The sequence below is a fragment of the Kocuria salsicia genome, assembly GCF_007681555.1.
Classification (GTDB): domain Bacteria; phylum Actinomycetota; class Actinomycetes; order Actinomycetales; family Micrococcaceae; genus Kocuria; species Kocuria salsicia.
On the sequence record NZ_VELE01000009.1, the window covers coordinates 83,343 to 108,006 of the forward strand.

At 70.2% G+C, this 24,664-nt stretch carries 23 protein-coding genes; 14 read left to right on the top strand and 9 right to left on the bottom strand.

Annotated features, from left to right (window positions below):
• Nucleotides 1–108: 108 nt before the first annotated feature.
• From FS770_RS11370 to FS770_RS11380, 3 genes are read right to left on the bottom strand one after another with little or no spacing between them, the layout of a single operon-like run.
• Nucleotides 109–900, bottom strand: coding sequence for a MerR family transcriptional regulator (locus tag FS770_RS11370; RefSeq protein WP_222126512.1), 792 nt, complete (start codon nucleotides 898–900; stop codon nucleotides 109–111).
• A complete protein-coding gene (locus FS770_RS11375; protein ID WP_144941292.1) occupies nucleotides 890–1,429 on the bottom strand; it encodes a VOC family protein in 540 nt (179 codons plus the stop codon). Before FS770_RS11375 ends, FS770_RS11370 begins: the two co-directional genes overlap by 11 nt.
• Nucleotides 1,430–1,479: 50 nt before the next feature.
• The gene (locus FS770_RS11380) at nucleotides 1,480–1,941 is read right to left on the bottom strand and encodes a hypothetical protein (RefSeq protein WP_144941290.1); all 462 of its coding nucleotides are present in this window, start codon (nucleotides 1,939–1,941) and stop codon (nucleotides 1,480–1,482) included.
• Nucleotides 1,942–2,050: 109 nt separating this feature from the next.
• Here FS770_RS11380 and FS770_RS11385 point away from each other — a divergent pair, with 109 nt between their 5' ends.
• On the top strand, nucleotides 2,051–2,545 hold the full coding sequence (locus FS770_RS11385; protein ID WP_145011904.1) for a GNAT family N-acetyltransferase: 495 nt from the start codon (nucleotides 2,051–2,053) through the stop codon (nucleotides 2,543–2,545).
• A gap of 36 nt (nucleotides 2,546–2,581) precedes the next feature.
• On the opposite strand, the gene FS770_RS11390 is transcribed toward FS770_RS11385, so the two are convergent.
• Together FS770_RS11390 and FS770_RS11395 are read right to left on the bottom strand one after the other, a co-directional pair.
• The gene (locus FS770_RS11390) at nucleotides 2,582–3,133 is read right to left on the bottom strand and encodes a GNAT family N-acetyltransferase (protein WP_244944899.1); all 552 of its coding nucleotides are present in this window, start codon (nucleotides 3,131–3,133) and stop codon (nucleotides 2,582–2,584) included.
• 5 nt (nucleotides 3,134–3,138) lie between these two features.
• Nucleotides 3,139–5,094, bottom strand: a complete 1,956-nt coding sequence (locus FS770_RS11395; RefSeq protein WP_145011907.1) for an AMP-binding protein — start codon at nucleotides 5,092–5,094, stop codon at nucleotides 3,139–3,141.
• 278 nt (nucleotides 5,095–5,372) lie between these two features.
• Here FS770_RS11395 and FS770_RS11400 point away from each other — a divergent pair, with 278 nt between their 5' ends.
• The gene (locus tag FS770_RS11400; RefSeq protein ID WP_064846471.1) at nucleotides 5,373–6,131 is read left to right on the top strand and encodes an SDR family NAD(P)-dependent oxidoreductase; all 759 of its coding nucleotides are present in this window, start codon (nucleotides 5,373–5,375) and stop codon (nucleotides 6,129–6,131) included.
• Between the two features lie 209 nt (nucleotides 6,132–6,340).
• Here FS770_RS11400 and FS770_RS11405 read toward each other — a convergent pair whose 3' ends face one another.
• The 3 genes from FS770_RS11405 to FS770_RS11415 form a co-directional block, all read right to left on the bottom strand.
• Nucleotides 6,341–7,261, bottom strand: a complete 921-nt coding sequence (locus FS770_RS11405) for an NADP-dependent oxidoreductase (RefSeq protein WP_186366774.1) — start codon at nucleotides 7,259–7,261, stop codon at nucleotides 6,341–6,343.
• 145 nt (nucleotides 7,262–7,406) lie between these two features.
• On the bottom strand, nucleotides 7,407–8,330 hold the full coding sequence (locus tag FS770_RS11410; RefSeq protein ID WP_244944900.1) for a DMT family transporter: 924 nt from the start codon (nucleotides 8,328–8,330) through the stop codon (nucleotides 7,407–7,409).
• A 191-nt stretch (nucleotides 8,331–8,521) separates the two neighbouring features.
• Nucleotides 8,522–9,115, bottom strand: coding sequence for a TetR/AcrR family transcriptional regulator (locus tag FS770_RS11415; protein WP_145011913.1), 594 nt, complete (start codon nucleotides 9,113–9,115; stop codon nucleotides 8,522–8,524).
• Between the two features lie 96 nt (nucleotides 9,116–9,211).
• On the opposite strand from FS770_RS11415, the gene FS770_RS11420 reads away from it, so the two are divergent.
• The 11 genes from FS770_RS11420 (at nucleotide 9,212) to ald (ending at nucleotide 21,614) form a co-directional block, all read left to right on the top strand.
• Nucleotides 9,212–10,444 (top strand): multidrug effflux MFS transporter, encoded by a 1,233-nt coding sequence (locus FS770_RS11420; RefSeq protein ID WP_145011916.1) that lies wholly within the window; start codon nucleotides 9,212–9,214, stop codon nucleotides 10,442–10,444.
• 189 nt (nucleotides 10,445–10,633) lie between these two features.
• Nucleotides 10,634–12,004 (top strand): agmatine deiminase family protein, encoded by a 1,371-nt coding sequence (locus FS770_RS11425; RefSeq protein ID WP_145011919.1) that lies wholly within the window; start codon nucleotides 10,634–10,636, stop codon nucleotides 12,002–12,004.
• 6 nt (nucleotides 12,005–12,010) lie between these two features.
• Nucleotides 12,011–12,634, top strand: coding sequence for a thymidine kinase (locus FS770_RS11430; protein WP_035960877.1), 624 nt, complete (start codon nucleotides 12,011–12,013; stop codon nucleotides 12,632–12,634).
• Nucleotides 12,635–12,663: 29 nt separating this feature from the next.
• Nucleotides 12,664–13,245, top strand: coding sequence for an orotate phosphoribosyltransferase (pyrE, locus tag FS770_RS11435; RefSeq protein ID WP_145011922.1), 582 nt, complete (start codon nucleotides 12,664–12,666; stop codon nucleotides 13,243–13,245).
• Nucleotides 13,238–13,909, top strand: a complete 672-nt coding sequence (locus FS770_RS11440) for a TrmH family RNA methyltransferase (RefSeq protein WP_126874212.1) — start codon at nucleotides 13,238–13,240, stop codon at nucleotides 13,907–13,909. Before pyrE ends, FS770_RS11440 begins: the two co-directional genes overlap by 8 nt.
• 85 nt (nucleotides 13,910–13,994) lie before the next feature.
• Nucleotides 13,995–15,368 (top strand): lipase family protein, encoded by a 1,374-nt coding sequence (locus FS770_RS11445; protein ID WP_244944901.1) that lies wholly within the window; start codon nucleotides 13,995–13,997, stop codon nucleotides 15,366–15,368.
• A 220-nt stretch (nucleotides 15,369–15,588) separates the two neighbouring features.
• Nucleotides 15,589–16,611: a class II fructose-bisphosphate aldolase gene (gene fbaA, locus FS770_RS11450; protein WP_055084213.1), complete on the top strand. Its 1,023-nt coding sequence runs from the start codon at nucleotides 15,589–15,591 to the stop codon at nucleotides 16,609–16,611.
• An 85-nt stretch (nucleotides 16,612–16,696) separates the two neighbouring features.
• Complete coding sequence (locus FS770_RS11455) at nucleotides 16,697–18,091, top strand: M20 family metallopeptidase (RefSeq protein ID WP_145011927.1); 1,395 nt, start codon at nucleotides 16,697–16,699, stop codon at nucleotides 18,089–18,091.
• Nucleotides 18,092–18,188: 97 nt separating this feature from the next.
• Nucleotides 18,189–19,823, top strand: coding sequence for an AbgT family transporter (locus FS770_RS11460; RefSeq protein ID WP_145011930.1), 1,635 nt, complete (start codon nucleotides 18,189–18,191; stop codon nucleotides 19,821–19,823).
• A 90-nt stretch (nucleotides 19,824–19,913) separates the two neighbouring features.
• Nucleotides 19,914–20,336 (top strand): DUF3151 domain-containing protein, encoded by a 423-nt coding sequence (locus FS770_RS11465; protein ID WP_186366772.1) that lies wholly within the window; start codon nucleotides 19,914–19,916, stop codon nucleotides 20,334–20,336.
• 189 nt (nucleotides 20,337–20,525) lie between these two features.
• Nucleotides 20,526–21,614 (top strand): alanine dehydrogenase, encoded by a 1,089-nt coding sequence (gene ald / locus FS770_RS11470; protein ID WP_145011933.1) that lies wholly within the window; start codon nucleotides 20,526–20,528, stop codon nucleotides 21,612–21,614.
• Nucleotides 21,615–21,771: 157 nt separating this feature from the next.
• On the opposite strand, the gene FS770_RS11475 is transcribed toward ald, so the two are convergent.
• Nucleotides 21,772–23,277 carry an amino acid permease gene (locus FS770_RS11475; RefSeq protein ID WP_244944902.1) on the bottom strand — a complete coding sequence of 502 codons (1,506 nt, stop codon included), beginning with the start codon at nucleotides 23,275–23,277 and terminating at the stop codon, nucleotides 21,772–21,774.
• Nucleotides 23,278–23,316: 39 nt separating this feature from the next.
• On the opposite strand from FS770_RS11475, the gene FS770_RS11480 reads away from it, so the two are divergent.
• Entirely contained in the window at nucleotides 23,317–24,495 is a 1,179-nt protein-coding gene (locus FS770_RS11480) for a polysaccharide pyruvyl transferase family protein (protein WP_145011936.1), read from the top strand.
• The last annotated feature ends 169 nt before the right edge of the window (nucleotides 24,496–24,664 follow it).

Consider the following 24,664-nt stretch of genomic DNA (forward strand, 5'->3'; position numbering starts at 1 on the left):
GGGGCGGGGACTGGGCGCGATGTCGTCACCGGAGGCGACGCCGCCGGCTCAGCCTACGCCCGAGGCTCGCTTCCGCGCGGGCGGCCTCCTACAAGGGTGCGGGCGGGCTCACTCCCAGCTGGCAGTGTCGGGGTCAACTCCGTGGAGCCGTGCGCTCTCGTCGATGGCCTCTCGAAGCCACATCGCGAGGCCGGGGTGCAGCGCATCGTAGTGGGCAGCGAACGCCGGGTCTGACTCGTATACCCGCCCCAAGCAGACCTGCATCTGTCGTGTGAGGGGAAAGTACCGGCTGAACAGCTTGCGGTGCCGTTCCACGAGGTCGTTTGCCCGGGCGTCTCCAGGGACTGCGCCGTCATCTACGGCCCGAACGAGGTCGCCGTCGAGCTCCTCCGTTTCTCGGGTGAGTTCCGACCACCCCTCCGGCGCCCGTACGGCCGCCCGTTCGGCGTACTGCCGCCACTGCGCCGTGTGGCCCCAGCGAGCCCTGGCCTGTGCGGGCCAGTCGGGGTTCCACCCCTCGCCCAGCACCTCTTCCTGACGCTCAGGGCCCACGAGCGGCCCGCGTTCGTGCGCCTCGATCATGTTCCGCAGGCTGCCCTGCAGCTGCTGCAACCGGTGGATATGTTCCTCTGTCTGGGCGCTCTGCTCGTGCAGGGTGGCCACGGCGTCCATGTCGGGATCGTCGAGCAGGCCGCATATGGCGTTGAGCCCCAGGCCGAGCTCGCGGTAGAGCACCACCCGCTCCAACCTGTCGAGGTCCGCCTGCGTGTAGAGCCGGTACCCTGCGGCGGACCGCGCGGAGGGCTGGGCAAGACCCTCCGCGTCCCAGTGGTGCAGCGTCCGGACGGTCACGCCGAGGCGCTGCGCAGCCTGGCCCACTGTCAGCTGGTCATCCGTCATGCGGCTCATTGTGGTCTGCCTCGGAGCCCGGGGCGGTGATTCCCACGGCCCGGAGGTTCGCCGCTTCCTGGGTTGTGGGGTCATATGGCTTCGCCGCAGTGAAGACCACCCGAACCCGTTCGGGGGTCACGACCTCCACCTCGCGACTGTTCCAGGGCGTGTCCCGCGGACCGGTCACGGCGACGTCATCGAACCGTCTGCATGCCGTTACGAGCGGCTCGATCTGGTGCAACACGCACGAGAAATTCACGACGGCGGGAGAGGCGGCTTCGCCCGCACGGGCGCCGGGAACCAGGAGCACGTCCTGGAACGCCCACCTCCGCAGATGAACCAGTTGTCCGGGGATCTCGAAAAGCGTGAAGAAGCCCAGCGCGTTGGTCCAGAATCTCACGGAGGCGGGCAGATCAGCGGTGCAAACGGTGGTGAACGCCGGCATGCCGTAGATGCCGTGGTAGTCCTCGGGAGGGGTGGCGTCCCAGGCGGGCGTGGGAACGGGGCTGAGGTCGAATGCGTCGAAGGGAGTGCTCATAACGGAGACTGTTCTTCCTCACGTCGCGTGAGGGTCAAGCGGGGAGCGATCTACACGGAACTGAGAAGGCCACCGTCTGGCTCATCGTCGGGGAAAATTCCTCGCAGCTCCTCCATGAAGCCCGTGGGGGTCAGACCGTCCCAGTAGGCGCTGCCACGTTGCGGTTCGACGGCCGGATCGAAGGGGAGGATCTCGAGCGACACGGGCCCGCGGTCCACGGCCACGATCTCGCAGCGGTACTCACGCCGCGCGGTGCCGTCCGAGACCACGACGTGCCCGTACCCCTCCTGCAGGTGCGCCGAGACGACCCGGAGGCCCGGGTGCAGGTCGTCGAGCACTGCAGGAGTCAGCGACAGGTCGTAGAGGAACCCCGCCCAGTTGCACCGCAGGTTCTCCGGGAACTCGCCGTACTCCAGTGCCACCCGTCCGTCCTCCGCCACGGTGATCCCCACGATGTTCTCCCCGGCGGCGACATCGCACGCCCGGTGGTAGAAGTTGTGGGTCTTTCCCATGGATGATTCTCCGTACTACGAGTGGGGGGGCGGGGCGGAACGGTCGAGTCTTGGGCTCGTTGAGAAGTGCCTCACCGATGGGGCCTCACGATCCCTGAAGGAGTGTCCCATGAACCATCAATACCTCTCGTCGGTCCGACCTCTGTCGAGTCGGGACGTCGAGGCTCTCCGTGCGGCCACCCTGGGCAACGTGAACTGGCGCGGAGAACGCTTCTCGCGCGAGGAGGTTCTTGCCGATCCCGCAGTCGCCCACTACACGGTGTTCGAACCTGAGCGCGGAGACTTCGGCTTCATCATGGTGGACCCTTCGGGCGTCGTCGGCGTGGCCTGGGCGCAGTTCCTGGGCGTGGACAACCCCGGGTACGGGTTCGTTGCCGCTGACGTTCCGGAAGCCAGTCTGTGGGTGGCTCCCGAATGCCGGGGTGCCGGGCAGGGGCGTTGTCTGCTTCGAATGCTTCTCGTGGAGAGCGCCGCGCGCGGGCACGACCGCGTCAGCCTCTCCGTGGAGGACGGCAACCGCGCGAGAGACCTCTATGAGTCCGAAGGGTTCTCAGCGGTCCCCGAACGAGAGCATGACGGGGTCATGGTGTGGAAGGCGGGGTGATACGGACCGGTCGCTCCGCAGGAGCACTGCAGGAAGTCACCAGCAGCGACCTCGAAGGTCGACACTGCCCGGGGGCCAGGTGTCCACATCGCGCGTTCCAGTGCACACCATCACCGGGGCGCCTGTTTCTTCGACCGTTTGGCTGGAACCGTTGCGGGAACGGAATCGCTCGGTGACCTCAATGCGCTTGTACCCGCACGACTCGTAGAACGGGACTACCTCTTCTCGACAACCGAGGTATCCGTAATCGGCTGGTGCAATGGATCGGGCGGTGTGCTGCGCGGCAGCGAGCAGCCGCGCACCACAGCCTTGGCCCCGATGCGAGGGGGAGACCAGCACTCCGCCTGTTCCCGCAACCAGCACTTCGCGGTCACCCACGAAAATCATCCGCCGCTGGGTGCCCACGTGACCCACGACCCTCCCGCCCTCCACTTCCATGACGTGCAGCTCGGCGGGGGCGTAGCCGTAGGGTGCGTCAGGGTTCCACGGCCCCTCGTCGGTTCCGTACTCCGCATCGAAGAGCTGCCCCAGCTGGTCGGTCTGCTCGGTTGTCAGCTCCCGGTGCCACACCGAGCTGATGTCAGCCACCAGGCTCACTCACCCCGCAGCGACGGGAAGTCCGTGTCCGCATACTCCACGGAGTCGCCGGAACCGGCCCCGCCTGACGACTCGTCCGCTCCACCCGACGCCGCACCGGCGTCCCCCAGCGTGTCCGGGTGCAGCAACGCCTCCCGGCGGCGCAGCTCCACCCGGCGGATCTTGCCGGAGATGGTCTTGGGCAGGTCGATGAACTCGAGGCGCCGGATTCGCTTGTACGGCGCGAGGTTCACGCGGCAGTGATGCAGGATGCTCTCCGCGGTCTCGGCGGTGGGCTCGTGACCCGCGGCGAGCACCACGTACGCCTTGGGAACGGCCAGGCGGATGGGATCCGGCGAAGGCACCACTGCCACCTCCACGACCGCGGGGTGTTCGATCACCACGGATTCCAGCTCGAAGGGAGAGAGCCGGTAGTCGGAGGCTTTGAAGACGTCGTCCGCGCGGCCCACGTAGGTGAAGACCCCGTTCTCGTCCCGCGAGACCACGTCCCCGGTGTGGTAGACGCCGTCCCGGAACGCCTCATCGGTCTTCGCGGCGTCCCCGTGGTAGCCGGGTGTCAGGCTCACGGGACGCGGGTCCAGACGCAAGCACAGTTCGCCCTCGGTCTCGCTCACCTCACCGGTCGTGGTGTCGATCAGCACGGTCTCGTACCCAGGTAGCGCACGGCCCATGGCCCCGGGCTTCACGGGGATCCCGGGGGTGTTGGCGATCTGCAGTGAGGACTCGGTCTGACCGTACCCGTCACGGATCTCGGTGCCCCACGCGGCCTTGACCCGCGCGATGATCTCCGGATTCAGTGGTTCACCCGCGGACACCGTCTTGCGCGGCGGGTTCTTCAGATGGGTCAGGTCCGACTGGATGAGCATGCGCCACACGGTGGGCGGTGCGCAGAAGGACGTCACGCCCTCGCGGTCCATCTGGTCCATGAGTGCCACGGCGTCGAAGCGCGAGTAGTTGTAGAGGAACACGGTGGCACCCGCGATGAACGGTGCGTAGAAGTTGGACCACGCGTGCTTGCCCCACCCCGGCGACGCCACGTTCAGGTGCACGTCCCCGGGTTCCAGCCCGATCCAGTACATCGTGGACAAATGCCCCACGGGGTACGTGACGTTGGTGTGCTCCACGAGTTTCGGCAGGGACGTGGTCCCGGAGGTGAAGTACAACAGCAGCGGGTCATCCGCGGGCGAGGGCTCGGCCACCTCGAACTCCTCGGGACCCGCGGAGGAGTCCCGGTAGTCGATCACGGGGTGCTCCCCGATCTTCCGCGGGCTCGGTTCTTCACCCTCGCCCGACGACGCCGCAGTCCCGGCTTCCGGCGCTCCCGCAGCGTCGTCGTCGGCAGCAGCGGGCGACGACGCGGCGTCGTCGTGCCCAGCGGAGGACGCGAAGACCGACGGTGCGGAACGGGGACGGTGATCGGGCTGATCGGGAACCTCGATGATCGTGAAGTCCCCGGGGACGTCCTCGAACTTCAGGGCGTTCGTGTGGGACGTGACCACCCAGGCCGCCCGGCCGCGCTCCACGCGGTCCTGCAGATCGGCGGGCCCGAGCATCACGGTCGTGGGGATCATGGGTGCGCCCAGTTTGGTGCACGCAAGCATGGTTTCCCACAACTCCACCTGGTTGCCGAGCATGAGGATGACCCGGTCACCGCGGCGCACGCCCCGCGAGCGCAACCACGTGGCCAGCTGCGACGAGCGCCGGGACAGCTGCGCGTACGTGCGGCGGGTCTCGGTGCCGTCCTCCTCCACGATCACGAGGGCCTCGCGGTCCGCTTCCTCGCCGTTGCCCAGGACGTCGAACCAGTCCAGGGCGAAGTTGAAATACTCGAACCGGGGCCACTCGAACTCGCGGTGTGCGGCGTCCAGGTCGGTGCGTAGGCGCAGCAGCTGGTCCCGTGCGGCACGGAACCGCTGCGTGACGGAGTGTTCTGAGGCGGTGGTCTCGCTCATGGGATCCTCGCTGCGACGTGTGCGGATCCCCGGCCCGTCCACGGGAGGGCGGCCCGGCGCGCCTGTGGTGCTCGCGCCTCGAACCGGGGGTGGCTGGTTCCTCAAATTTACTGCACCGCACCGGGGCGTCGTCGCTGGTCGCGCGCTGACCGGGGCTTGCCGGCTCATGGGGCCCGTCGACCTGCGCGCACCGGAGCCGTACGATCGGGCGGAGAAAGCGACGAACGGCGTCATCAACAGCGTGCTGGACCGCCCACGAGGCGGGGAACGGAGCGGACATGGACATCAGGGACTCGACGGCGGTCGTCACGGGTGCGGCCTCCGGGCTGGGGGCGGCCACGGCCGCGGAACTCGTGGCGCGTGGGGCGCGCGTGATCGGCCTGGATCTGCCGCAGGTCGTGCACGCCGCCGCGCCGGTCGATGGCGTGCAGTACGTGTCCGCGGACGTCACCGACGAGGAGCAGGTGCGGGCCGCCGTGGCCACCGCCGCGGACGTGGCGCCGCTGCGCACCGTGGTCAACTGCGCGGGCATCGGGACCTCCGCGCGCGTGGTGGGCAAGAACGGCGTACACGACCTCGCGTTGTTCGAGCGCGTGGTGCGGATCAACCTGGTGGGCACGTTCACGGTCCTCGCGCTCGCCGCGGAGGTCATGACCGCGCAGGAGCCCGTGGATGAGGCCGGTCAACGCGGCGTCATCATCAACACCGCCTCCGTGGCTGCCTTCGAGGGACAGATCGGCCAGGCCGCGTACGCCGCGTCCAAGGGTGGTGTGCATTCGATGACGATCGCCGCGGCGCGTGACCTCTCCTCCCGCGGGGTGCGCGTGATGACGATCGCCCCCGGGATCGTGGACACCCCCATGCTCGGTCGGGTGAGCGAGGATTTCCGCAGCGCCCTGGCGGAGTCCGTCCCCTTCCCGCACCGCCTGGCCCGCCCGGACGAGTACGCCCAGCTCGCGGGGATGATCGTGGAGCACGACTACCTCAACGGGGAGACCATCCGCATGGACGGCGCCCTGCGCATGGCGCCGCGTTGATCCTCGCTGCCGCGCGCCTGTCCCGCCCAGGGCAGGCAGCCACGGGCGACGACACCGCACGGCCCCCGCACATGACGATGCCTCGTCACGGTCCACCCGTGACGAGGCATCGTCGTGATGTGGTCAGAGCTCCATGGCTCCGGCCTGCGCGAAAGGCCCCCGGGAATCGCCTCGCTGAGGTCGAGACGTCCCCCGGGGCGTTCCGCGGATCAGTCGACCGTGAGCACGACCTTGCCCACGGTGTGGCCCTCCTGGCTCGCGGTGAATGCGTCCGGCAGCTGCGCGAGCGGGAAGGTGCGGTCCACGCGGACGGTGAGCTTGCCGTCGTCGGCCAGGCGAGCAAGCTCGGTGAGCTGCTCTGCGTCCGGAGAGACCCACATGTAGCTGCCGCCGTGCTCCTCCACCTCGGGGTCCGCGATGGAGGCGTGCTGGCCGCCGTCCGCGAGCACGGCGACGGAGTCCTCCACCACGCCGCCCACGAAGTCCACGACGATGTCCACCCCGTTCGGGGCGAGCTCCTTGACGCGCTCCACGAGGCCGTCCCCGTACTCCACGGGCTCCGCGCCGAGCTCACGCACGTAGTCGTGGTTCTTGGTCGATGCGGTGCCGATCACCCGCGCGCCGAACGCCTTGGCGATCTGCACGCCCATGCTCCCCACACCACCGGAGGCCGCATGGATCAGCACGGTCTTGCCCTCCGCGACACCAAGTCGGGTGAGCACCTGGTACGCGGTGAGTCCGGCGAGCGGCAGCCCTCCGGCCTGTTCCCAGGAAAGACTCTTCGGTTTGGGGGCAAGTGCGCGCACCGGGACCGAGACGTACTGGGCAAACGTACCGCCGTGGATCCAGTCCTTGCGGGCGTAGGCGATCACCTCATCGCCCTCGGAGACGCTGGGGGTGTCGAAGCCCTTGCCCACGACGACGCCCGCGACGTCCCAGCCGGGGGCCGCCGGGAACTGGACGGTCATCATGGGATCCAGCCCGCCGGACATGACCTTCCAGTCCACCGGGTTGATGCCCGCGGCCTTCACCTTCACCAGGACCTCGCCGGGGCCCACCTTGGGCATGGGCTGGTCGGTGAGCTCCAGCACGGAGGTGTCACCGTACTGCTGATATGTCTGCGCCTTCATTGTGGTCATGTCTGTTTCAACGGCCCCGGGCGGCGCCTTATTCCATGCCGCGGCAAGTTCCTCGTGCGCGCTGCCGGACGACGCCGCCCGGTGGCCGTGGTCTTCCAGTCTCCCCGGGGGTGCCCGGGCGAGTGGGGGAGCAGCCTCAGGCGGAGATCAGCGCAATGCCCGTGAGCACGGCGGTGCAGCCGATGAGCCGCGGCACCAGGCGGTTCTCCTTGTAGATCCACCACGCGAGCAGCGAGCCCACCACGATGCTCGACTCCCGCAGGGGAGCCACGAGCGCCACCGGGGTGGACTGCATGGCGAAGAGCACCAGGATGTACGCGAGCGGGGACAGCAGGCCCACCGCGACGATCCGGTTCCGGTCCACGGCCCACGAGCGCACCATGTCCTGGCGCTGCCGCCACGCCTTGGGCGTCAGGGTGAGCACCAGGACCACCGAGGTCAGCGCGAAGTACAGCACGGGCGGCAGGTCCAGGGTGGCCATGGAGTGGTCGTCCCACAGGGTGTACCCGGCGATGCATGCGCCCACCGCGGCACCCCACAGCACGCCGGTCAGGGCGGACCCGCGGGTGGGTGTGGCAGCGGAGTCGCCCCCCGGTGAGTGCCCGTCCGCCCCTTCCGGGGTTGACGTTCCGGACGCGGAGGAGTCCAGCGGGGCGGCGTCGCGCGCGATGACCGCGCCGGGATCCGACGCGTCGGACGAACTCGGCGGGGCGGCGTCGTCGTCCCGGGTGGAAGTGGGCGTGCCGAACGTGGCGACCACGGCCACGCCCACGAGCACGGCGATCGCCCCAGCGGCGGCCGTGAGGGAGAGCTGTTCACCCAGGAACAGGACCGCCACGATCATGGTGATCATGGGTCCGGTGCCGCGGGCCACCGCGTAGACCACGCCCAGGGGTGCGCGGTCGTAGCCGGTCTGCAGGGCGGTGCCGTAGACGGTGTGCAGCAGCCCGGAGACCACGGCGGCGCCCACGAGGGGCCACCCCCAGGACTGCCACGCCCCGGGTTCCAGCAGGCTCACGGGGATCAGCACCACCGAGGAGACGAGCCCGTACCACCACACGAACAGGGTCCGTTGCCGCGGATGCCCTTGGCGAGGATGTTCCAGACCGCGTGCACCACGGCGGCCAGGAGGATCAGGGACACGCTGAGAGTGGACATCACCGTCCATTGGAGCGCACGCGGGGACGCGCGGGCGAATCGGAGCGCGGATTTGTCGCCGCGCCACGCCCGCCGGGCGGCGTCCGGGACGGCTCAGTCCCGCCGGTACTTCAGCAGCTCCGCCATGGCCGCCACGGTCTCCCGGGCGATCCCCGTGCGGTTCTCCACGTGCAGCTTGAACATGACGCCCTCCCCCAGGGAGATCACCAGCTCCGCGGGAATGCTGGTGCACCCGCTGACCCGCAGCAGCTCGCGCGCCTGCCCCTCGAGCCGCACGCGCTCCTCCGCGAGCACGGTGGCCAGCTGCGCGTTCTCCCGGGTGGTGTCCACGAGCCAGCACAGGGTGCCGCGCAGCTCCGCGTCCTCCAGCCCCCGGCCGGTGATGACCCGCAGCATGCGCTGCGCGGTGACCTCCGGGTCCGGGCGGGCGGCGTCCGCGGCCGCCTCGGCCAGCACCCGCCGGGCCTCGGCGTCCCGGCGGGACTCGATGTCCTCCACGCACGCCGTGAGCAGGGCGTCCCGGGTGGCGAAGTAGTAGCGGATGGAGCCGTTGGGGACCCCCGCCCTCTCGGCCACCTGGCGGTGGGTCACGGCGGCCGTGCCCCCGTGCGCGAGCAGCTCACACGCGGCGGCGAGGATGTCCGCCCGGCGCTCCACGGCGCGGGCCTGTGTGCCTGCGATGACCACCACTCCTCAAAACTAGTACGGGCGTACAACTATGCTATATCCTCGTCGAGTGCCACCCGCCGTGCGGGCATAGACAGCAAGAAGGCAAGCTCAGCCATGACAGCAACCCTTGACACCCCCGAGGTGATTCCAGCCCCCGCGGCCCCGCCCCGTTCCTTCCTGCTCTCCCTGGCCGCCGTGCTGGGCGTGGGTCCCTTCGCGATCGACATGTACCTCGCGTCCCTGCCCGAGATCGGCGCGGACTTCGCCGCCCCGTCCTGGACGGTGCAGCTCACCCTCACGGGCTACCTCATCATGCTCGGCGCGGGGCAGCTGGTTGCGGGGCCCGTGACGGATGCTATCGGACGGCGCCGCCCGCTGCTGCTGGGCCTGAGCATCTTCATCGCGGCCTGCCTGCTCGCGGCCGCGGCGCCCTCCATGGCCGTGCTCGTGGTGGCCCGCATGCTCCAGGGCGCGGGGGCCGCCATGGCGTTCGTGGTGATCAACAGCGCCGTGCGGGACCGCGTCTCCGGCGACGCCGCCACCCGCGCCTTCGCCGTGCTCGTCACCGTGACCTCGGTGATCCCCATGATCTCCCCGGCCGTCGGCGGCTGGGTGGGCGAGCTCTTCGGGTGGCGCCCGGTGTTCCTGGTGCTCGCGCTGATCGGGGCCGTGTCCCTCGGTATCGCGTTCCGGTGGCTGCCCGAGTCACTGCCGGCCCAGCGGCGGGTCCCGCTGGCCTTCGCGCCCGTGCTGCGCGCCTACGCCGGGCACCAGCGCTCCCGCTGGATGCTCGTGCCCCTGGGGGCGCTCGCGGGCACGTTCGTGTACCTCTTCTGCTACCTGGGCGGGGCGTCCTACGTCTACCAGGGCCACTACGGGGTGGGTCAGGCGGACTTCGGGATGATCTTCGGGGTCACGGGCTTCGCCTCGGTGGGCGGCGCGGTGATCGGCCACCGCCTGGCGCACCGGCTGACCACGGGCCAGCTGGGCGTGCTGGGGATGCTCATCATGGTGGCGGGCGGCGTCATGGCCACCGCGACCGCGCTGTGCACCGAATCCCTGTTCCTGCTGGCCCTGAGCGTGGGCTTCGGGCTGCTGGGCCTGGGCGCGTGCGAGCCCGCGTTCATGTCCCTGTGCATGTCCTCGGCCACCAGCAACGTGGGGGCGGCCTCCGCGCTGCTCGGCGCCACCCAGTTCCTCTCCGGCGCGCTGACGACGGCGCTGATCGCCTTTCCCGCCACGCTCGCCCCGTGGGCGTGGGCGGCCACGATGCTCGGGGTGGCCGTGGTATCCCTGGGGCTCGCGCTCCTGGCGTCACGGTGGTCCGTTCCGGTCCGTCAGGTTTGAGGGCCCGGGCCGCGTGGAGGCCCGCCGGGCCGTGCCGTGCCCGCGCCGCGCGGCCGCATGCGTCCCCGGGAGCGCCGGGGCATCCAGGCCGCCCCTGCCGGCGACGGCTAGTGTGAACTGTGTGCAGCATACGGCCGGGGCAGGGGCCGTGACCTCCCAACCTCTGCCGGCTTGGAAAGGCGTTCTCCCGTGAAGAAACGACTTGTCGCCGAGTGGGAGCCCGCGCTCGGGGCCTTCGTCACCTGGCCCGCGGCGCTTCCGGGTGCCCTGCTGCGGGACCTCGCGCTGGACGCGCACCTGTGGGTCCTCGTCACGGACGCCGCCTCGGAGACCGACGCCGCCGCGTGGTCCGCGTCCCAGGGCGTCTCCCCGGACCGGGTCACGTTCGTGCGCGCGCCCCAGGGCGACGACGCCGTGTGGGTGCGCGACTGGGGCCCGCACCCCGTGATGGACGAGCACGGTCAGCTGTGGTGCGTGGGCCCGCGGTACGTCTACGCCACCCCGTTCACGGCCCATGAACCGGGCGCGCCCCTCGAGACCGCGGACCGTGAACCGCTCGCCGCGCTCGAGTACGAGCCCGTGGACCAGCGGGCCCAGCCCGCGCTCGCACGGGCGCTGGGGCTGCCGTTCGAGAAGCTCCCGCACGCCTTCACCGGGGGCAACGTGCTCTCGGACGGCCACGACCTGCTCATCAGCACCGAGGTGCTCGTGGCCGAGAACGCGTTCGACGGCGCCACGTGGGACGAGGCGCGCCAGGACGCCTCCGCAGCCACGGGCATGAGTGAGCACGTGGTGCTGCCCGACTACGAGAACTGGGGCATCCAGCACGCGGACTGCCTGCTCAAGGTCCTGGACGAGGAGCGGCTGCTGGTGCTGCGCCCGCCCGCGGACCACCCGCTGCGGGAACGCTACGACGCGATCGTGACCGAGCACCTGGAGCCGCTGCTCACCCGCTGGGGGCGGCCCTTCGAGATCCTGCGCATGGACACCGGAATCAGCCCCCACGGCGGGCTGGCGCCGTACGTGAACTCGGTGGTGCTCAACAAGGTGGTCTACGTGCCGCGCTACGGCATCCCGGAGGACGAGACGGCCCTGGAGCAGTGGCGCGCGGCCATGCCGGGCTACGAGGTCCGCGGGTACACGTTCTCCTTCGACAAGGAGCCCCACGCGGTGCGCAACCCCCGCAACACGGGCCCCACCGGCTGGCGGGACGGGGACGTGCTGCACTGCCGCGTGCGCGGGGTGTTCGACCCCAGGATGATGCACGTGTCCGTGCGACGCCCCGGCCCCGAGAACCCCTCCCTGGTGCGCGTGCGCGCGGAGGGCTGCGGCGGCACCCGGGTGAAAGCGGTGACCCTGCTGAGTCGCCGGGCGGACGGTGCGGAGACCACCCGCACCCCCATGCGGGAGACCGCGCTGAACGGCGAGTACACGGCCCACCTGCCGCAGGGCCCGGCCTCGGGTGAGATCGAGTACGCGGTCGAGGCCACCTCCGAGGACGGCCGCGTGCAGCGCTGGCCGCGCCCGTCGAAGGCGTGGCTGCGGGCGGCGATAGACTGACCGACCGTGGCCAAGCTCTACTTCCGCTACGGCGCGATGAACTCCGGGAAATCCACGGCGCTGCTCCAGGCCGCCTACAACTACGAGGAACGCGGGCAGCGCGTGCTGCTCGCCAAACCCCACGTGGACACCAAGGGCGAGGACCAGATCCTCTCCCGGCTGGGTGTCACCCGCACGGTGGACTTCCTGATCCAGCCCGGCGAGAGCGCCATGGGCCTGTTCAAGCGCCACTCCACCGGCGATGACCCGGAGGCCCTGCTCGAGCACGTGGACGCCCAGCCCGTGGCGTGCCTGCTGGTGGACGAGGCGCAGTTCCTGGAGACCGGGCAGGTGGACGACTTGCTACGGATCGCCGTGCTGCTGGACGTGCCCGTGATGGCCTACGGCATCCGCACCGACTTCCGCACCCGTTCCTTCCCCGGCTCCGAGCGGCTCATGGAGCTCGCCCACACCCTGGAGGAGCTCAAGACCATCTGCCGCTGCGGACGCAAGGCCCTGTTCAACACGCGGAAGGTGGGCGACGACTTCGTGTTCGAGGGGGACCAGGTGGCCATCGACGGCGTGGCCGTCACCTACGAGTCCCTGTGCGCGGCGTGCTACCTGCGGGAATCCGGCGGCAGGCTGGGCTGAGAGGACAGCCCGGCACGTAAACTGCCCGTATGAGCACCGACTTCTCTCCCGTGGACCTGGCCACCGCCCGTGAGCGCCTGCGCGAACTGATCAAGGACCTCGCCGTGGTGCGGGGCAAGGTCACGCTGGCCAGCGGCATCGAAGCGGACTACTACGTGGACCTGCGCCGCGTGACCCTGCACCACGAGGCCTCCCGGTACGTGGGTCAGGTCATGCTCGGTCTGCTGGACGAGGCCGGGACCGTGTTCGACGCCGCCGGTGGGCTCACCATGGGCGCGGACCCGGTGGGCAACGCGATCATGCGCACGGCCGGGGACCAGGGCCGCGCCGTCGACACCTTTGTGGTGCGCAAGGCTCAGAAGTCCTACGGCATGGGGCGTCAGGTGGAGGGCCCCAGCGTGGTGGGCCGCAACGTGGTGGTCGTCGAGGACACCTCCACCACCGGCGGTTCCGCCCTGACCGCCGTGGAGGCGCTGCAGAAGGCGGGCGCGAACGTCGTGGCCGTTGCCGTGATCGTGGACCGCCGCACCGGCGCCAAGGAGCGCATCGAGGAGACCGCGGGCGTCCCGTGCCTGTACGCCTACTCCAAGGACGAGCTGGGGCTTGACTGACTCTGAACTGCCCGCTGATCGAGAGGTCGGCGTGGGCCCCTGGCAGGGCGAGTGGCCCGACGGGGAGCACTGGGACCCGGAGCTGCTGCGCGCGGGCGACCGCCGCAACGTGGCGGACCAGTACCGCTACTGGCGCATGGACGCGATCATCGCGGACCTGGACGCCCGCCGCCACGCCTTCCATGTGGCCGTAGAGAACTGGGAGCACGACTTCAACATCGGTTCCGTCGTGCGCACCGCCAACGCGTTCCTCGCGCGTGAGGTCCACATCATCGGGCGACGCCGCTGGAACCGCCGCGGGGCCATGGTCACCGACCGATACCAGCACGTGCGCCACCACGCGAGCGTCGCGGAGTTCATGAACTGGGCGCGCCAGGAGGGGCTTGCGGTGCTGGCGATCGACAACGTTCCCGGCTCGCAGCTGATCGAGATGTTCGACCTGCCAGAGCGTTGCGTGCTGGTCTTCGGCCAGGAGGGCCCGGGGGTCTCGGAGGACCTCGTGGCGGAGGCGGACGCGGTGCTGGCCATCGAGCAGTTCGGCTCCACCCGCTCCATCAACGCCGGAGCGGCCGCCGCCGTGACCATGCATGCATGGATCCGCCGCCACGTGTTCGAGCAGCGTCCTGCGCCCTCGTCCGACGTCACGAAGGGCGCGGGAGCGTGAAAAAGCCCGGCCGACCATATCCAGGAGACAGAAGTTACCGTATGGTCATGTGAGTTAAATCACATGATGAAAGGTTCGCATGCTCATGGCTGCCTCGACCACACGGCCATCGTCCTTGCGGCGTTCTGCGGGTGCCCTCGCCCTGGGTGTTGGGCTGCTGCTTGCTGGACTGCAGCCCGCGCATGCGCAGAGCGCAGCAGGCTCCGCACCAGATGGCGGTTTTTCCGAGCTGCCGCGCAGCGAGCAGGACCAGAAGCTCCAGGAGCAGGGTCTGACCCGCGATGATCTTGCCCGCGAGGATGCGCTGAAGAAGCTCCGCAGCTCCACGGACACGGACTTCTACAGCACCCCGGCGCAGCTGCCTGCCGCCAACGGGGGCGTGGTGCGTTCGGAGCCGTCCACGTTCTACCTGGACCCCGTCAAGCTCATCAAGCCCAATGCGTCCGCCACGCGCATCATGTACAGGAGCACCAACAGCAAGAACCAGGCCGTGGCCACCACGGGCACCGTGCTGCAGTCCAAGGCTGCGTGGCGCAAGCCCGGTCCACGGCCGCTCGTGGTGCTGTCCTCGGGCACCCAGGGTATGGGCGACTCGTGCGCGCCGTCCCGTCAGATGGCCATGGGCACAAACTACGAAGGCCTCAGCCTGGCCGGCCTGATCAATGCCGGCTACAACGTGGTGGCCCCGGACTACATCGGTCTGGGCACTGACGGCGCCCACACCTACATGAACCGCGTGGACCAGGCTCATGCCGTGCTCGATGCCGTGCGCGGTGCGCAACAGCTCGGCATGGAGGGAGTGGACGCTAAGACCCCCGTGGCCGCCGTGGGATATTCGCAGGGCGGCGGTGCCACGGCTGCAGCCGCGGAGAGCGCCCCTGAGTACGCCCCGGAGGTGCAGCTCAAGAGTGCCTGGGTGGGTGCGCCGCCCGCGGACCTCACACTCACGGGTCAGCACATCGACTCCTCTCTCTTCTCCGGCCTGTCCTTCTACGTGATGGGGGCGGCCGAGGACTCCGGGGTGGCGGTTCGGGACAGACTCAATGCGGAGGGGCAGAGGCGCTATGACAAGGCCCAGGACAGCTGCCTGGTGGGCACCGTCCTCTCCGACGCCCTGGTGCCGTCCGAGAAGCTCACGGCTGACGGGCGCTCCTTCTTCCAGCTGCTCGGAGACCCCGCTCTGAAGGCGTACCTGGAGGAGCAGACCATCGGTGCCGCGGGCCGCCACCCTCGTGTCCCGGTGCGCATCGCCCACACCGTGGCGGACGACGTCGTGCCCTACCAGTCGGGCCGACGGCTCGCCCAGAAATGGTGCGCCTCCGGCGTGAACGTCTCCATGCAGACGCTCGCCACGCCCACCCATGTGGGGGCCTCCCTGGAAGGCATTCCCTCGATGCTCGTCTACCTGGACGCACGGTTCAAGGGCATCCCGCAGACCAGCTCGTGCTGGCGGTTGTGATGTCACGAGATGAGCCACCGCACCCCGGCACCGCATCCTGCGGTGCCGGGGTGCGGTGGTGACCCCTCGGCGTCGTCCGCGCCGCCCCGCAAGGTGGGGCTTGTGGTGGGTGGGAACCATAGCGCGGATCACAGGTGCCCGCCCCCGGTCGCCTAGACTGGGAAGAGGCCTCAGGCCACGGTCCAACCGTGCATCGGGAACCCAGAAGAAGGAGCACACCATGCCCATCGCAACCCCTGACGTTTACTCCGAGATGATCGACCGTGCCAAGGAGAAGGGCTTTGCCTACCCGGCCATCAACGTGACCTCCTCGCAGACCCTGAACGCCGCGATCCGCGGCTTCGCCGAGGCGGGCTCGGACGGCATCATCCAGGCCTCCACCGGCGGCGCCGCGTACTGGTCCGGTGCGTCCGTGAAGAACATGGTCACCGGTTCGCTGGCCATGGCCGCGTTCGCGCGCGAAGTGGCGAAGAACTACGACGTCAACATCGCCCTGCACACGGACCACTGCCCGAAGGACAAGCTCGAGGGCTTCGTGCTGCCGTTGCTCGCCGAGTCCGAGAAGGCCGTGGCCCGCGGCGAGGACCCCATCTTCCAGTCGCACATGTGGGACGGATCCGCGATCCCCCTGGACGAGAACCTCAAGATCGCCCAGGAGCTGCTGGAGCGCACCAACAAGGCGCACATCATCCTGGAGGTGGAGATCGGCGCCGTCGGCGGTGAGGAGGACGGCGTGGTCGGCGAGATCAACGACTCCCTCTACACCACCGTGGCGGACGGCATGAAGACCATCGAGGCGCTCGGCACCGGTGAGAAGGGCCGCTACATCACCGCCCTGACCTTCGGCAACGTCCACGGCGTCTACAAGCCCGGCAACGTGCGCCTGCGCCCGGAGCTCCTCAAGGAGATCCAGGACGAGGTGGGCAAGAACATCGGCAAGGACCGCCCGTTCGACCTCGTGTTCCACGGCGGCTCCGGCTCCACCGCCCAGGAGATCGCGGACGCGGTGTCCTACGGCGTGATCAAGATGAACGTGGACACGGACACCCAGTACGCGTTCACCCGCCCCGTGGCCGGCTTCATGCTGCGCAACTACGACGGCGTCCTGAAGGTTGACGGCGAGGTCGGCGACAAGAAGAAGTACGACCCCCGCGTGTGGGGCGCCGAGGCGGAGGCTGGCATGGCCGCCCGCGTAGTGGAGGCCTGCCAGAACCTCGGTTCCGCGGGCACGTCCATCAAGTAGCCCGCACGTCCCTCCCCGGTGCCCCGCACGTCCGCGTGCGGGGCACCGTTGTGTTGTGGGTCATGCCCTTGCTACCGTCCTGGGCATGGCATCCCCGCGCGAGCAGTCCACGCCGCCCGCACCACGGTCCGCCCCGGAGCACGAACCGCCTGAGCCCTCGCGCGCCTACCTGGGCCAGCTGCAGCGGGACACGGAGCGCCGCAAGAGGGAGCTGGCGCACCACCTGCGGGACCACCACGGTGCGGGGCCCGCGGCGCAGGAGCGGCTGGAGACCCTCGTGGACGCGCAGTCCGAGGACCTCGTGCGCATCCTGCACGAACTCCACCGGGACCCGGAGACGGCGTTCCATGAGCACCGCGCCGCGCGGCGCATCAGGGAGCACCTCACGCGGCACGGGATCGAGGCGCAGAGCCCCGCGTTCGGGCTGGACACCGCCGTTCACGCGGAGGTCTCCTCCGAGGACTTCGACCCTCGATCCCACCGCACCATCGCCGTGATGTCCGAGTACGACGCCCTGCCGGGGATCGGCCACGGCTGCGGGCACAACGTGATCGCGGTGACGGGCCTCGGGGCGTTCGTCGCGCTCGCCGAACTGCTGCGGGAGGAGCCCGGCGCGTTCTCCGGACGCGTGGTCTACCTGGGCACCCCCGCCGAGGAGGGGGAGGGCGGCAAGGAGATCATGGCCCGCAACGGTGCGCTCGAGGGCGTTGACGCCGCCGCCATGGTCCACCCATACATGACCGACCTGACGGACCAGGTGTGGCTCGGACGGCGCCAGTGCGAGGTGACCTTCCACGGCCGGGCCTCCCACGCGTCGTCGCACCCCTTCATGGGCCGCAACGCGCTCGACGGCGCCGTGCTCGCCTACCAGGGCCTCGGGCTGCTGCGTCAGCAGACCCCGCCCACGGACCGCATCCACGCGGTGCTGCCCGAGGGCGGCGAGCGGCCGAACATCATCACCGAGTCCGCCACCCTGCGGCTCTACGTGCGGTCCCAGCGCCCCGAGACGCTCAGCGCCCTGTCCCAGCGGGTGGGCGAGGTCATGGAGGGCGCAGCGCTCATGGCCGGGGTGGGCGTGAGCGTCGCGTGGGACACCTCCCCGGCCACGCTGCCCGTGCTCAGCAACGGCCCGCTGTCCGACCGCTGGGTCCTCGCGCAGCAGCGGCGCGGGCGGGACCCCTACCCCGCGGGCACACTGTCCGAGGTGCTGGCCGCTTCCACGGACTTCGGCAACGTCAGCTACCGCGTCCCCGGGATCCACCCGCTCATCGGCATCGCCACGGAGGACACGGGGCTGCACTCCCGCGAGTTCGCGGAGGCGGCGGGCTCCCCGCGCGCGGAGCGCGCCGGTCTCGACGGCGCGTACGGACTGGCCGCTGTGGCCCTCGACTACCTGACGGACGACGAGCTGGCCGCCGACGTCGCGGAGGACTTCCGGGCGAGCGGTGGCGGGATCTCCGTACCCGACTACTTCGACTGAGCGCCCGGGACGGGGCGTTCCACCGTTTCTCCGGCACCGGCTCGACGACGCCGCCCCGGACCACACCTTCCACACCACCGACCACCACGGAGCACCCATGAACGCCACCGCCACCACCAGGCCCAGCCGGGGGGATCGTCTTCTCTCCGGAATCGAACGGGTGGGCAACAGGCTGCCCGAGCCCTTTGCGCTGTTCACCATCCTGTTCCTGATCACCGCGGCGGTCTCCACGGCCATGGCGTGGGCCGGAGTGGTGGTGCAGGTTCCGGGCAAGGACGAACCCGTGGCCATCCAGGGCCTGTTCACGGGGGACGGGATCGCATGGTTCACCACCACCCTGGGTGAGAACTACATCGGCTTCCCGCCGCTCGTCACGGTGGCCACGATCCTGCTGGCCATCGGCATCGCGGAGAAGTCCGGGTTCCTGGCCGCGGCCATCCGATTCACGATCGGCAGCGCCCCGCGGTGGCTGCTGCCCTACACCGTGGGGTTCGTGGGCGTGGTGGGCTCGATCATGGCGGACTCGGCGTTCGTGGTGATCCCGCCGCTCGCGGCGCTCGCCTTCAAGGCGGCGGGCCGCCACCCCGTGGCGGGGCTGCTGGGCGGCTTCGCGGCCGCGGGCGCCGGGTACTCCACGAACATCTTCCCGACCTCGCTCGACGCCCTGTTCGCGGGCATCACCAACGCGGTGATCCCCACCGTGCCGGCGCTCGCGGAGAGCGCCACTGAGGTGAACCCGCTGTCCAACTACTGGTTCAACATCGTGGCCGCGCTTGTGCTGTCCCTGGTGGCTGGGTGGGTCATCGACAGAATCGTGGAGCCGCGCGTGGAGCGGGCGGGTGTCTCCCGGGACGAGGTCAACCCGGAGACCGCCCAGCTCATGACGGACACCCGTGCCATCCGGATCGTGGGGGACGAGCAGACCGTGGCCGAGTCCCGAGAGCCGGACGTGGAGGCGGCGCTGTCCCCGAGGGAGAAGAAGGCCCTGGCATGGGCGTGCAGTGTGTTCGTGCTGATCGGCGTGGCCATGGTGGTCTTCGCCCTGCTGCCGGACTCGCCGTGGCGCAACGAGGCTGGGCACTTCCTTCCCAAGTCACCGCTGCTGGCGTCCATCGTGTTCATCATCTTCGCGTTCTTCTCCGTGAGCGGCTACGTCTACGGCCGCGTGGCGGGAACCGTGCGCGGGTTCCGGGACGTGCCCGTGATGATGGGTGCCGCCCTGCGGGACATGATCTCGTTCCTGGTGCTCGCCTTCGTGCTGGGGCAGTTCATCGCCCTGTTCAACTGGTCCGGGATCGGCTCGTGGATCGCCGTGACGGGCGCCGAGGGCCTGCAGAACGCCGGGGTGAGCGGCTTCCCGGTGATCATCGGGTTCATTGTCCTGTGCTCGCTGCTGAACCTGTTCATCATCTCCGGCTCCTCCATGTGGACGCTCATGGCCGCCGTGTTCGTGCCCATGTTCGGGATCCTCGGCTTCGAGCCCGCGTTCATCCAGGCCGCGTTCCGGGTGGGGGACTCCGCCACCCAGGTCATGACGCCGCTGAACCCCTACATGGTGGTGCTGCTGACCATGCTCAGGAAGTACGAGCCCTCGGCCGGGCTCGGCACGGTGATGGCCCGCATGATCCCCTTCGTGGTGCCCTTCTGGGTGGTGTGGGTGCTCATCCTCACGCTGTTCTACGTGCTGGACCTGCCACTGGGCCCGGGCGTGGGAATCATGATCGGGGGCTGAGGCAACCCTGGTGGCGAACGGCCTGGAGCGGCGTCGTCGTGCGTGCGTACAGTGACAGCGGACCCCGCACGACCGTGGAAAGGAACCACCGTGGCACTGCTCGGCAAGAACCTGCTGGACGAACCGGCTCCCACCTACCTGGAGGAGAACTCGGAGCTCGTGGCCCGCTTCGACGCGGGCGACGAGGCCGAGGACCTCGCCGCCGCGTTCCCCAAGGAGCAGCTGCCGTGGGCCATCCTCGCGGAGGACGCGCTCGCGGACGGCCGCACCCTGGAGGGCTACGCGTACGCGCGCGTGGGCTACCACCGCGGCCTGGACGCACTGCGCGGCCACGGCTGGAAGGGTCACGGCCCCGTGCCGTACTCCCACGAGGCGAACCGCGGGTTCCTGCGCGCCCTGGCCGCGCTCGGCCGTGCCGCCGCGCAGATCGGCGAGATGGACGAGGCCGCGCGGATCGAGAAGTTCCTGGACGACTCCGATCCGCAGGCCGCCACGCAGATCGAGGCTCACTGAGGTCAGCGCCCGCGGGAACGCGCGGCTCCGAGGACCCGTCCCTCCAGGGGGCGGGTCCCCGGTCACATTGCCCGTTCCCCTGTCCCGGGGGCGGCGAGGACGGGCACAATGAGGGCACAGCCGGGGCTCACCGCCGAGCCTGAGCGCATCCCCTCCGGGCGGCGCGCCCCACGAGAGGAGCATGCCGCCATGAGAATCTCCGTACCCCGCGAGATCAAGCCCGAGGAGGCCCGCGTGGGCCTCACGCCCACCATGGTCACCGCGCTGGTCGCCCGGCACCACGAGGTCTTCGTGGAGGAGGCCGCGGGCCTGGGAGCGGGATTTGCCGACGACGACTACCGCGCCGCCGGTGCGCACGTCACCTCCCAGGAGGAGACCTGGGCGCAGGCCGAGCTGATCGTGAAGGTCAAGGAGCCCGTGGGCACCGAGTACCGCTTCCTCCGCCCGGGCCTCACGCTCTTCACGTATCTGCACCTGGCTGCGAGCCGGGGGCTGACGGAGGCCATGCTGGAAAGCGGCGTCACCGGCATCGCGTACGAGACCGTGCGCGTGGGCCGGGTGCTTCCCCTGCTGCGTCCGATGTCCGAGATCGCGGGGCGCCTGGCGATCGCGAACGCCGCCCACCACCTTCAGTTCCACGCCGGTGGCCCCGGGATCCTGCTGGGCCGTGTCCCCGGCGTGGTGCCGTCCACCGTGCTGGTGGTCGGCGGCGGAACCGTGGGTGAGCACGCCGCACGGGCCGCGGTCGGTGCCGGGGCGGACGTCACGATCCTGGAGGCGAACGGGGACAGGCTCCGGCAGCTGGACTCGCTCTTCCCGACCGCACGCGTGCTGATGAGTGACACCCACCGGATCGAAGAGGAACTTCCCCGCGCGGACGTGGTGGTCGGCTCCGTCCTCATCCCCGGGGCCGCGGCTCCCAAGCTCGTGCGGCGCGAGCACCTGGCACTGCTCAAGCCCCACGCGCTGCTGGTGGACGTGGCCGTGGACCAGGGCGGTTGCTTCGAGACCACGCGCCCCACCACCTACCACGACCCCGTGTATTCGGTGGACGGCATCCGCCACTACTGCGTGGCCAACCTCCCGGGTGCGGTGCCGGTGACCGCAACGCAGGCGCTGACCCACGCGACCACGCCGTACGTGATGGGGCTCGCCGGTGGAGTCGACGCCGCCCTTGCCACCGACGCCGCCCTGGCCGCCGGGCTCTCGACCCGTGCGGGGCAGCTGTGCTCACCGGGTGTCGCGGCGGCCTTCCCAGACCTGCCCGCGGCGCTGTGACGGCACGAGCACGAGGTGGGCGGTGCACGGCATAACGGAATGACCGCACGACCGCAGTGATGACGCGAGGAAGTCCCCGGTCCGCGGACCGGGGGCTTCCTCGCGTCCCGCCCGTGCGGAGCGGTTCAGGCGCGTGGCGGACAAGCCGCGCCGGGGCTCAGACCAGGGGAGCGGCGTCGTCGTGCGCGGCACCGTCACGCGAGGCACCGGAACGACGGCGCTCGCCGTCGTCGCCCCGGATGAGGAGCTTGCAGGCCAGCGCGATCAGGCAGACCAGCACGAACGTGGCGATGAACTGCAGGCGCACCGAGGGGTCCAGCAGCCCGAGCACCACGATGGCCGCGAGCAGCGCCAGCGCGAAGTAGGACAACCACGGGAACGCCCACATCTTCAGCGGGGAGGACACCCCGGCGCGGTCCGCGCGGCGGCGCAGGATGATCTGCGAGACCAGGGCCACGCCCCACACCACCAGGCACGTGGAGCCGATGACGTTGAGCATCACGTTCAGCACCGTCTCCGGCCACACGTAGTTCAGGACCACGGCGATGAACCCGAAGACCACGGAGGCCACCACGGCGGCCCGCGGCACGCCGCGCTCGCTGGTGCGGCCCAGGGCGCGGGGTGCGGAGCCGCGGCGGGCCAGGGAGAAGAGCATGCGCGAGCTGCCGTAGATGTTGGCGTTCAGGGCGGAGAGCAGCGCCAGGATGATCACCACGGTCATCAGGACGTCCGCGCCGGGAATGCCCGCCTCGGTGAGGACCGCGACGAACGGGCTGGAGGACAGGCCCTCGTTGTTCCACGGCAGCACCAGGACCATGACCGTCACGGAGCCCACGTAGAAGATGAGGATGCGCACCAGAATGGTGCGGATGGCGCGGGCCACGTTGGTCTGCGGGTCCTCGGTCTCGGCGGCGGCAATGGTCACGAGCTCCGTGCCGCCGAAGGCGAAGACCACCACGAGCAGCGCGGCGGCCACGCCCGTGAGCCCGTTGGGCATGAACCCGCCGTGCTCCGTGAGGTTCGACAGTCCCGGGCTCGGGGCGGGAAGCACGTTCAGCAGCATGAGCACGCCCACCACCAGGAAACCCACCACGGCGGCCACCTTGAGCAGGGCGAACCAGAACTCCGTCTCGCCCAGCGTACCCACGCGCACCAGGTTGATGACGGTGAACGCCACCATGAAGACCAGCGCCCACACCCACTGGGGCAGCCCCGGCCACATCTCCGTGACCAGCTGGGCCGCGGCGGTGGCCTCAGCGGCCACCACCACCACGATCTGCGCCCACCACAGCCACCCGAGGGCACGGCCCATGGTCGGTCCCATGGCCTTTCCGGCATACGTGGAGAACGCCCCGGAGGACGGGTCCGCCGCGGCCATCTCGCCCAGCGCCCGCATCACGAGCACCAGCAGCGTGCAGGCCACCAGGTAGGAGATCAGCACCGCGGGCCCGGCCGTCTTGACGGCCGCACCCGTGCCCACGAACAGCCCCGTGCCGATCGCCGAACCCAGCGCCATCATCACCAGGTGGCGGGGCTTGAGGTAGCTGCTCTGCGCCGGCTGCGACGGCGCGTGCGGGGAGTGCTCGCGGTTCCCGCCGTGGATCACGCTCGACGAGCTGCGCGGCGCGGGCGAGGGATCCTGGGGTGAGCACGGGGAGGTCATGGGAGAAGAGGTTACCGGGCCCGCGGGTAGCCTGCGTTCATGCGCACCCTCCTGAAGGACCACCGCCGTGTCGTGGCCTCCCGCAAGCCGCCGATCTACCTGATCTCCTGGGCGGGCTACCCGAACTTCGGGGACGAGCTGATCGCGGCGGCGTGGGTCAATCACCTTGCGAAGGTCGCGCCCACCACGGATGTGTGGCTGGACGTGCGCGAGCCGGGAACCGCCACCGCCCTGCTGCGCGGGCTGCACCCCCGCCTGCACGTGGTGAACACTCTCTTCCGCGCAATGCACGAGATGAACCACGGCTCCGGGCGCTCCATGCAGAGTCTGATCGCGGACCTCGGCTCGCCCAAGTACGACGCCGGGCTGCTCGCCCTGCGCGAAGCAGCCACCGTGCACCTGCTGGGCGGCGGGGTGCTGCACCAGGACTGGATCGAGAACTTCCGGATCGTGGAGGCCATGCGTGCGGTGCGCAAGCTCACCGGTGCGCGGCTGTTCGCCACGGGGCAGGGGCTCATGCCCTTCGCCGGGGACACCCTCGCGGACCTGGACCACCTCAGTGTGCGGGACCGCCCGAGTGCCGAGGCCGCTGGTGTGCCTCTGGGGTTCGACGACGCGTTCCTCCTGGCCGAGGACCCGCGCCACGCCCGAGCGCTCGGGCTCCGGGCCGGGCAGAAGGGCGAGGGAGCGGCAACCGCGGTCACCCCGAGCGAAGTGGTGGTGTGCGTGCAGTCGGACACCCTCGCGGAGGGGGCGTTCGAGCGGATGCTGGACTACACCCGGGCCCAGCTGCGGCGTTGGGACCTGCCGCGCGAGTCAGTGCGCTACCTGGAGGCGATCCCCGGGGAGGACCACCTGGGCTGGGAGCGGCTGCGCGACGTCGTCGCCCCCGAGGGGTTCATCCCGTTCCAGGCTGCGTGGGACGGCGAGTTCAGCTTCGGCCCGCACCAGGTGTGGCTCACCACCCGCTTCCACCACCACCTCACGGCCGCACTGCACGGAGCCAGGGGCGTGGCGCTCAGTGGCAAACCCGGGTACTACGACATCAAGCACCAGTCCGTGGTGGACGTGGGCTCCCGCTGGAACCTGGTCCACGCGGGCGGGGACGCAGGTAGGTGCGCGGAGACCGTAGGCCTCGAGCAGCTGGCGGCGCCGGGGAGTTTCGGTGAGGCCGTGGCCGCCAAGCGGGACGAGGCGGCCCTCCTGTACGGGCGGTAGACCGGGCCCGTTCCCAGCGCAGTGGCCCGGGCTGTGGGGTCGACCAGGACGTGGGCCCGCAGATCCACCGCAGGACCCGGCCGCAAGCCGCCACATGCCGTCGGGCATGGGAAGGGCCCGTGGCTCCCACACGGTGTGGGTGCCACGGGCCCTCGTCCTGGGGCGGTCT

What these genes read in the sequence shown, in the direction of transcription:
- FS770_RS11480 (WP_145011936.1), top strand. Translation starts at nt 23,317, where the DNA reads ATGCGCACCCTCCTGAAGGACCACCGCCGTGTCGTGGCCTCCCGCAAG.
- FS770_RS11375 (WP_144941292.1), bottom strand. Translation starts at nt 1,429, where the DNA reads ATGAGCACTCCCTTCGACGCATTCGACCTCAGCCCCGTTCCCACGCCC.
- FS770_RS11385 (WP_145011904.1), top strand. Translation starts at nt 2,051, where the DNA reads ATGAACCATCAATACCTCTCGTCGGTCCGACCTCTGTCGAGTCGGGAC.
- FS770_RS11460 (WP_145011930.1), top strand. Translation starts at nt 18,189, where the DNA reads ATGAACGCCACCGCCACCACCAGGCCCAGCCGGGGGGATCGTCTTCTC.
- FS770_RS11405 (WP_186366774.1), bottom strand. Translation starts at nt 7,261, where the DNA reads ATGAAGGCGCAGACATATCAGCAGTACGGTGACACCTCCGTGCTGGAG.
- ald (WP_145011933.1), top strand. Translation starts at nt 20,526, where the DNA reads ATGAGAATCTCCGTACCCCGCGAGATCAAGCCCGAGGAGGCCCGCGTG.
- FS770_RS11445 (WP_244944901.1), top strand. Translation starts at nt 13,995, where the DNA reads ATGGCTGCCTCGACCACACGGCCATCGTCCTTGCGGCGTTCTGCGGGT.
- FS770_RS11380 (WP_144941290.1), bottom strand. Translation starts at nt 1,941, where the DNA reads ATGGGAAAGACCCACAACTTCTACCACCGGGCGTGCGATGTCGCCGCC.
- FS770_RS11400 (WP_064846471.1), top strand. Translation starts at nt 5,373, where the DNA reads ATGGACATCAGGGACTCGACGGCGGTCGTCACGGGTGCGGCCTCCGGG.
- FS770_RS11395 (WP_145011907.1), bottom strand. Translation starts at nt 5,094, where the DNA reads ATGAGCGAGACCACCGCCTCAGAACACTCCGTCACGCAGCGGTTCCGT.
- FS770_RS11455 (WP_145011927.1), top strand. Translation starts at nt 16,697, where the DNA reads ATGGCATCCCCGCGCGAGCAGTCCACGCCGCCCGCACCACGGTCCGCC.
- pyrE (WP_145011922.1), top strand. Translation starts at nt 12,664, where the DNA reads ATGAGCACCGACTTCTCTCCCGTGGACCTGGCCACCGCCCGTGAGCGC.
- FS770_RS11370 (WP_222126512.1), bottom strand. Translation starts at nt 900, where the DNA reads ATGACGGATGACCAGCTGACAGTGGGCCAGGCTGCGCAGCGCCTCGGC.
- fbaA (WP_055084213.1), top strand. Translation starts at nt 15,589, where the DNA reads ATGCCCATCGCAACCCCTGACGTTTACTCCGAGATGATCGACCGTGCC.
- FS770_RS11475 (WP_244944902.1), bottom strand. Translation starts at nt 23,277, where the DNA reads ATGACCTCCCCGTGCTCACCCCAGGATCCCTCGCCCGCGCCGCGCAGC.
- FS770_RS11420 (WP_145011916.1), top strand. Translation starts at nt 9,212, where the DNA reads ATGACAGCAACCCTTGACACCCCCGAGGTGATTCCAGCCCCCGCGGCC.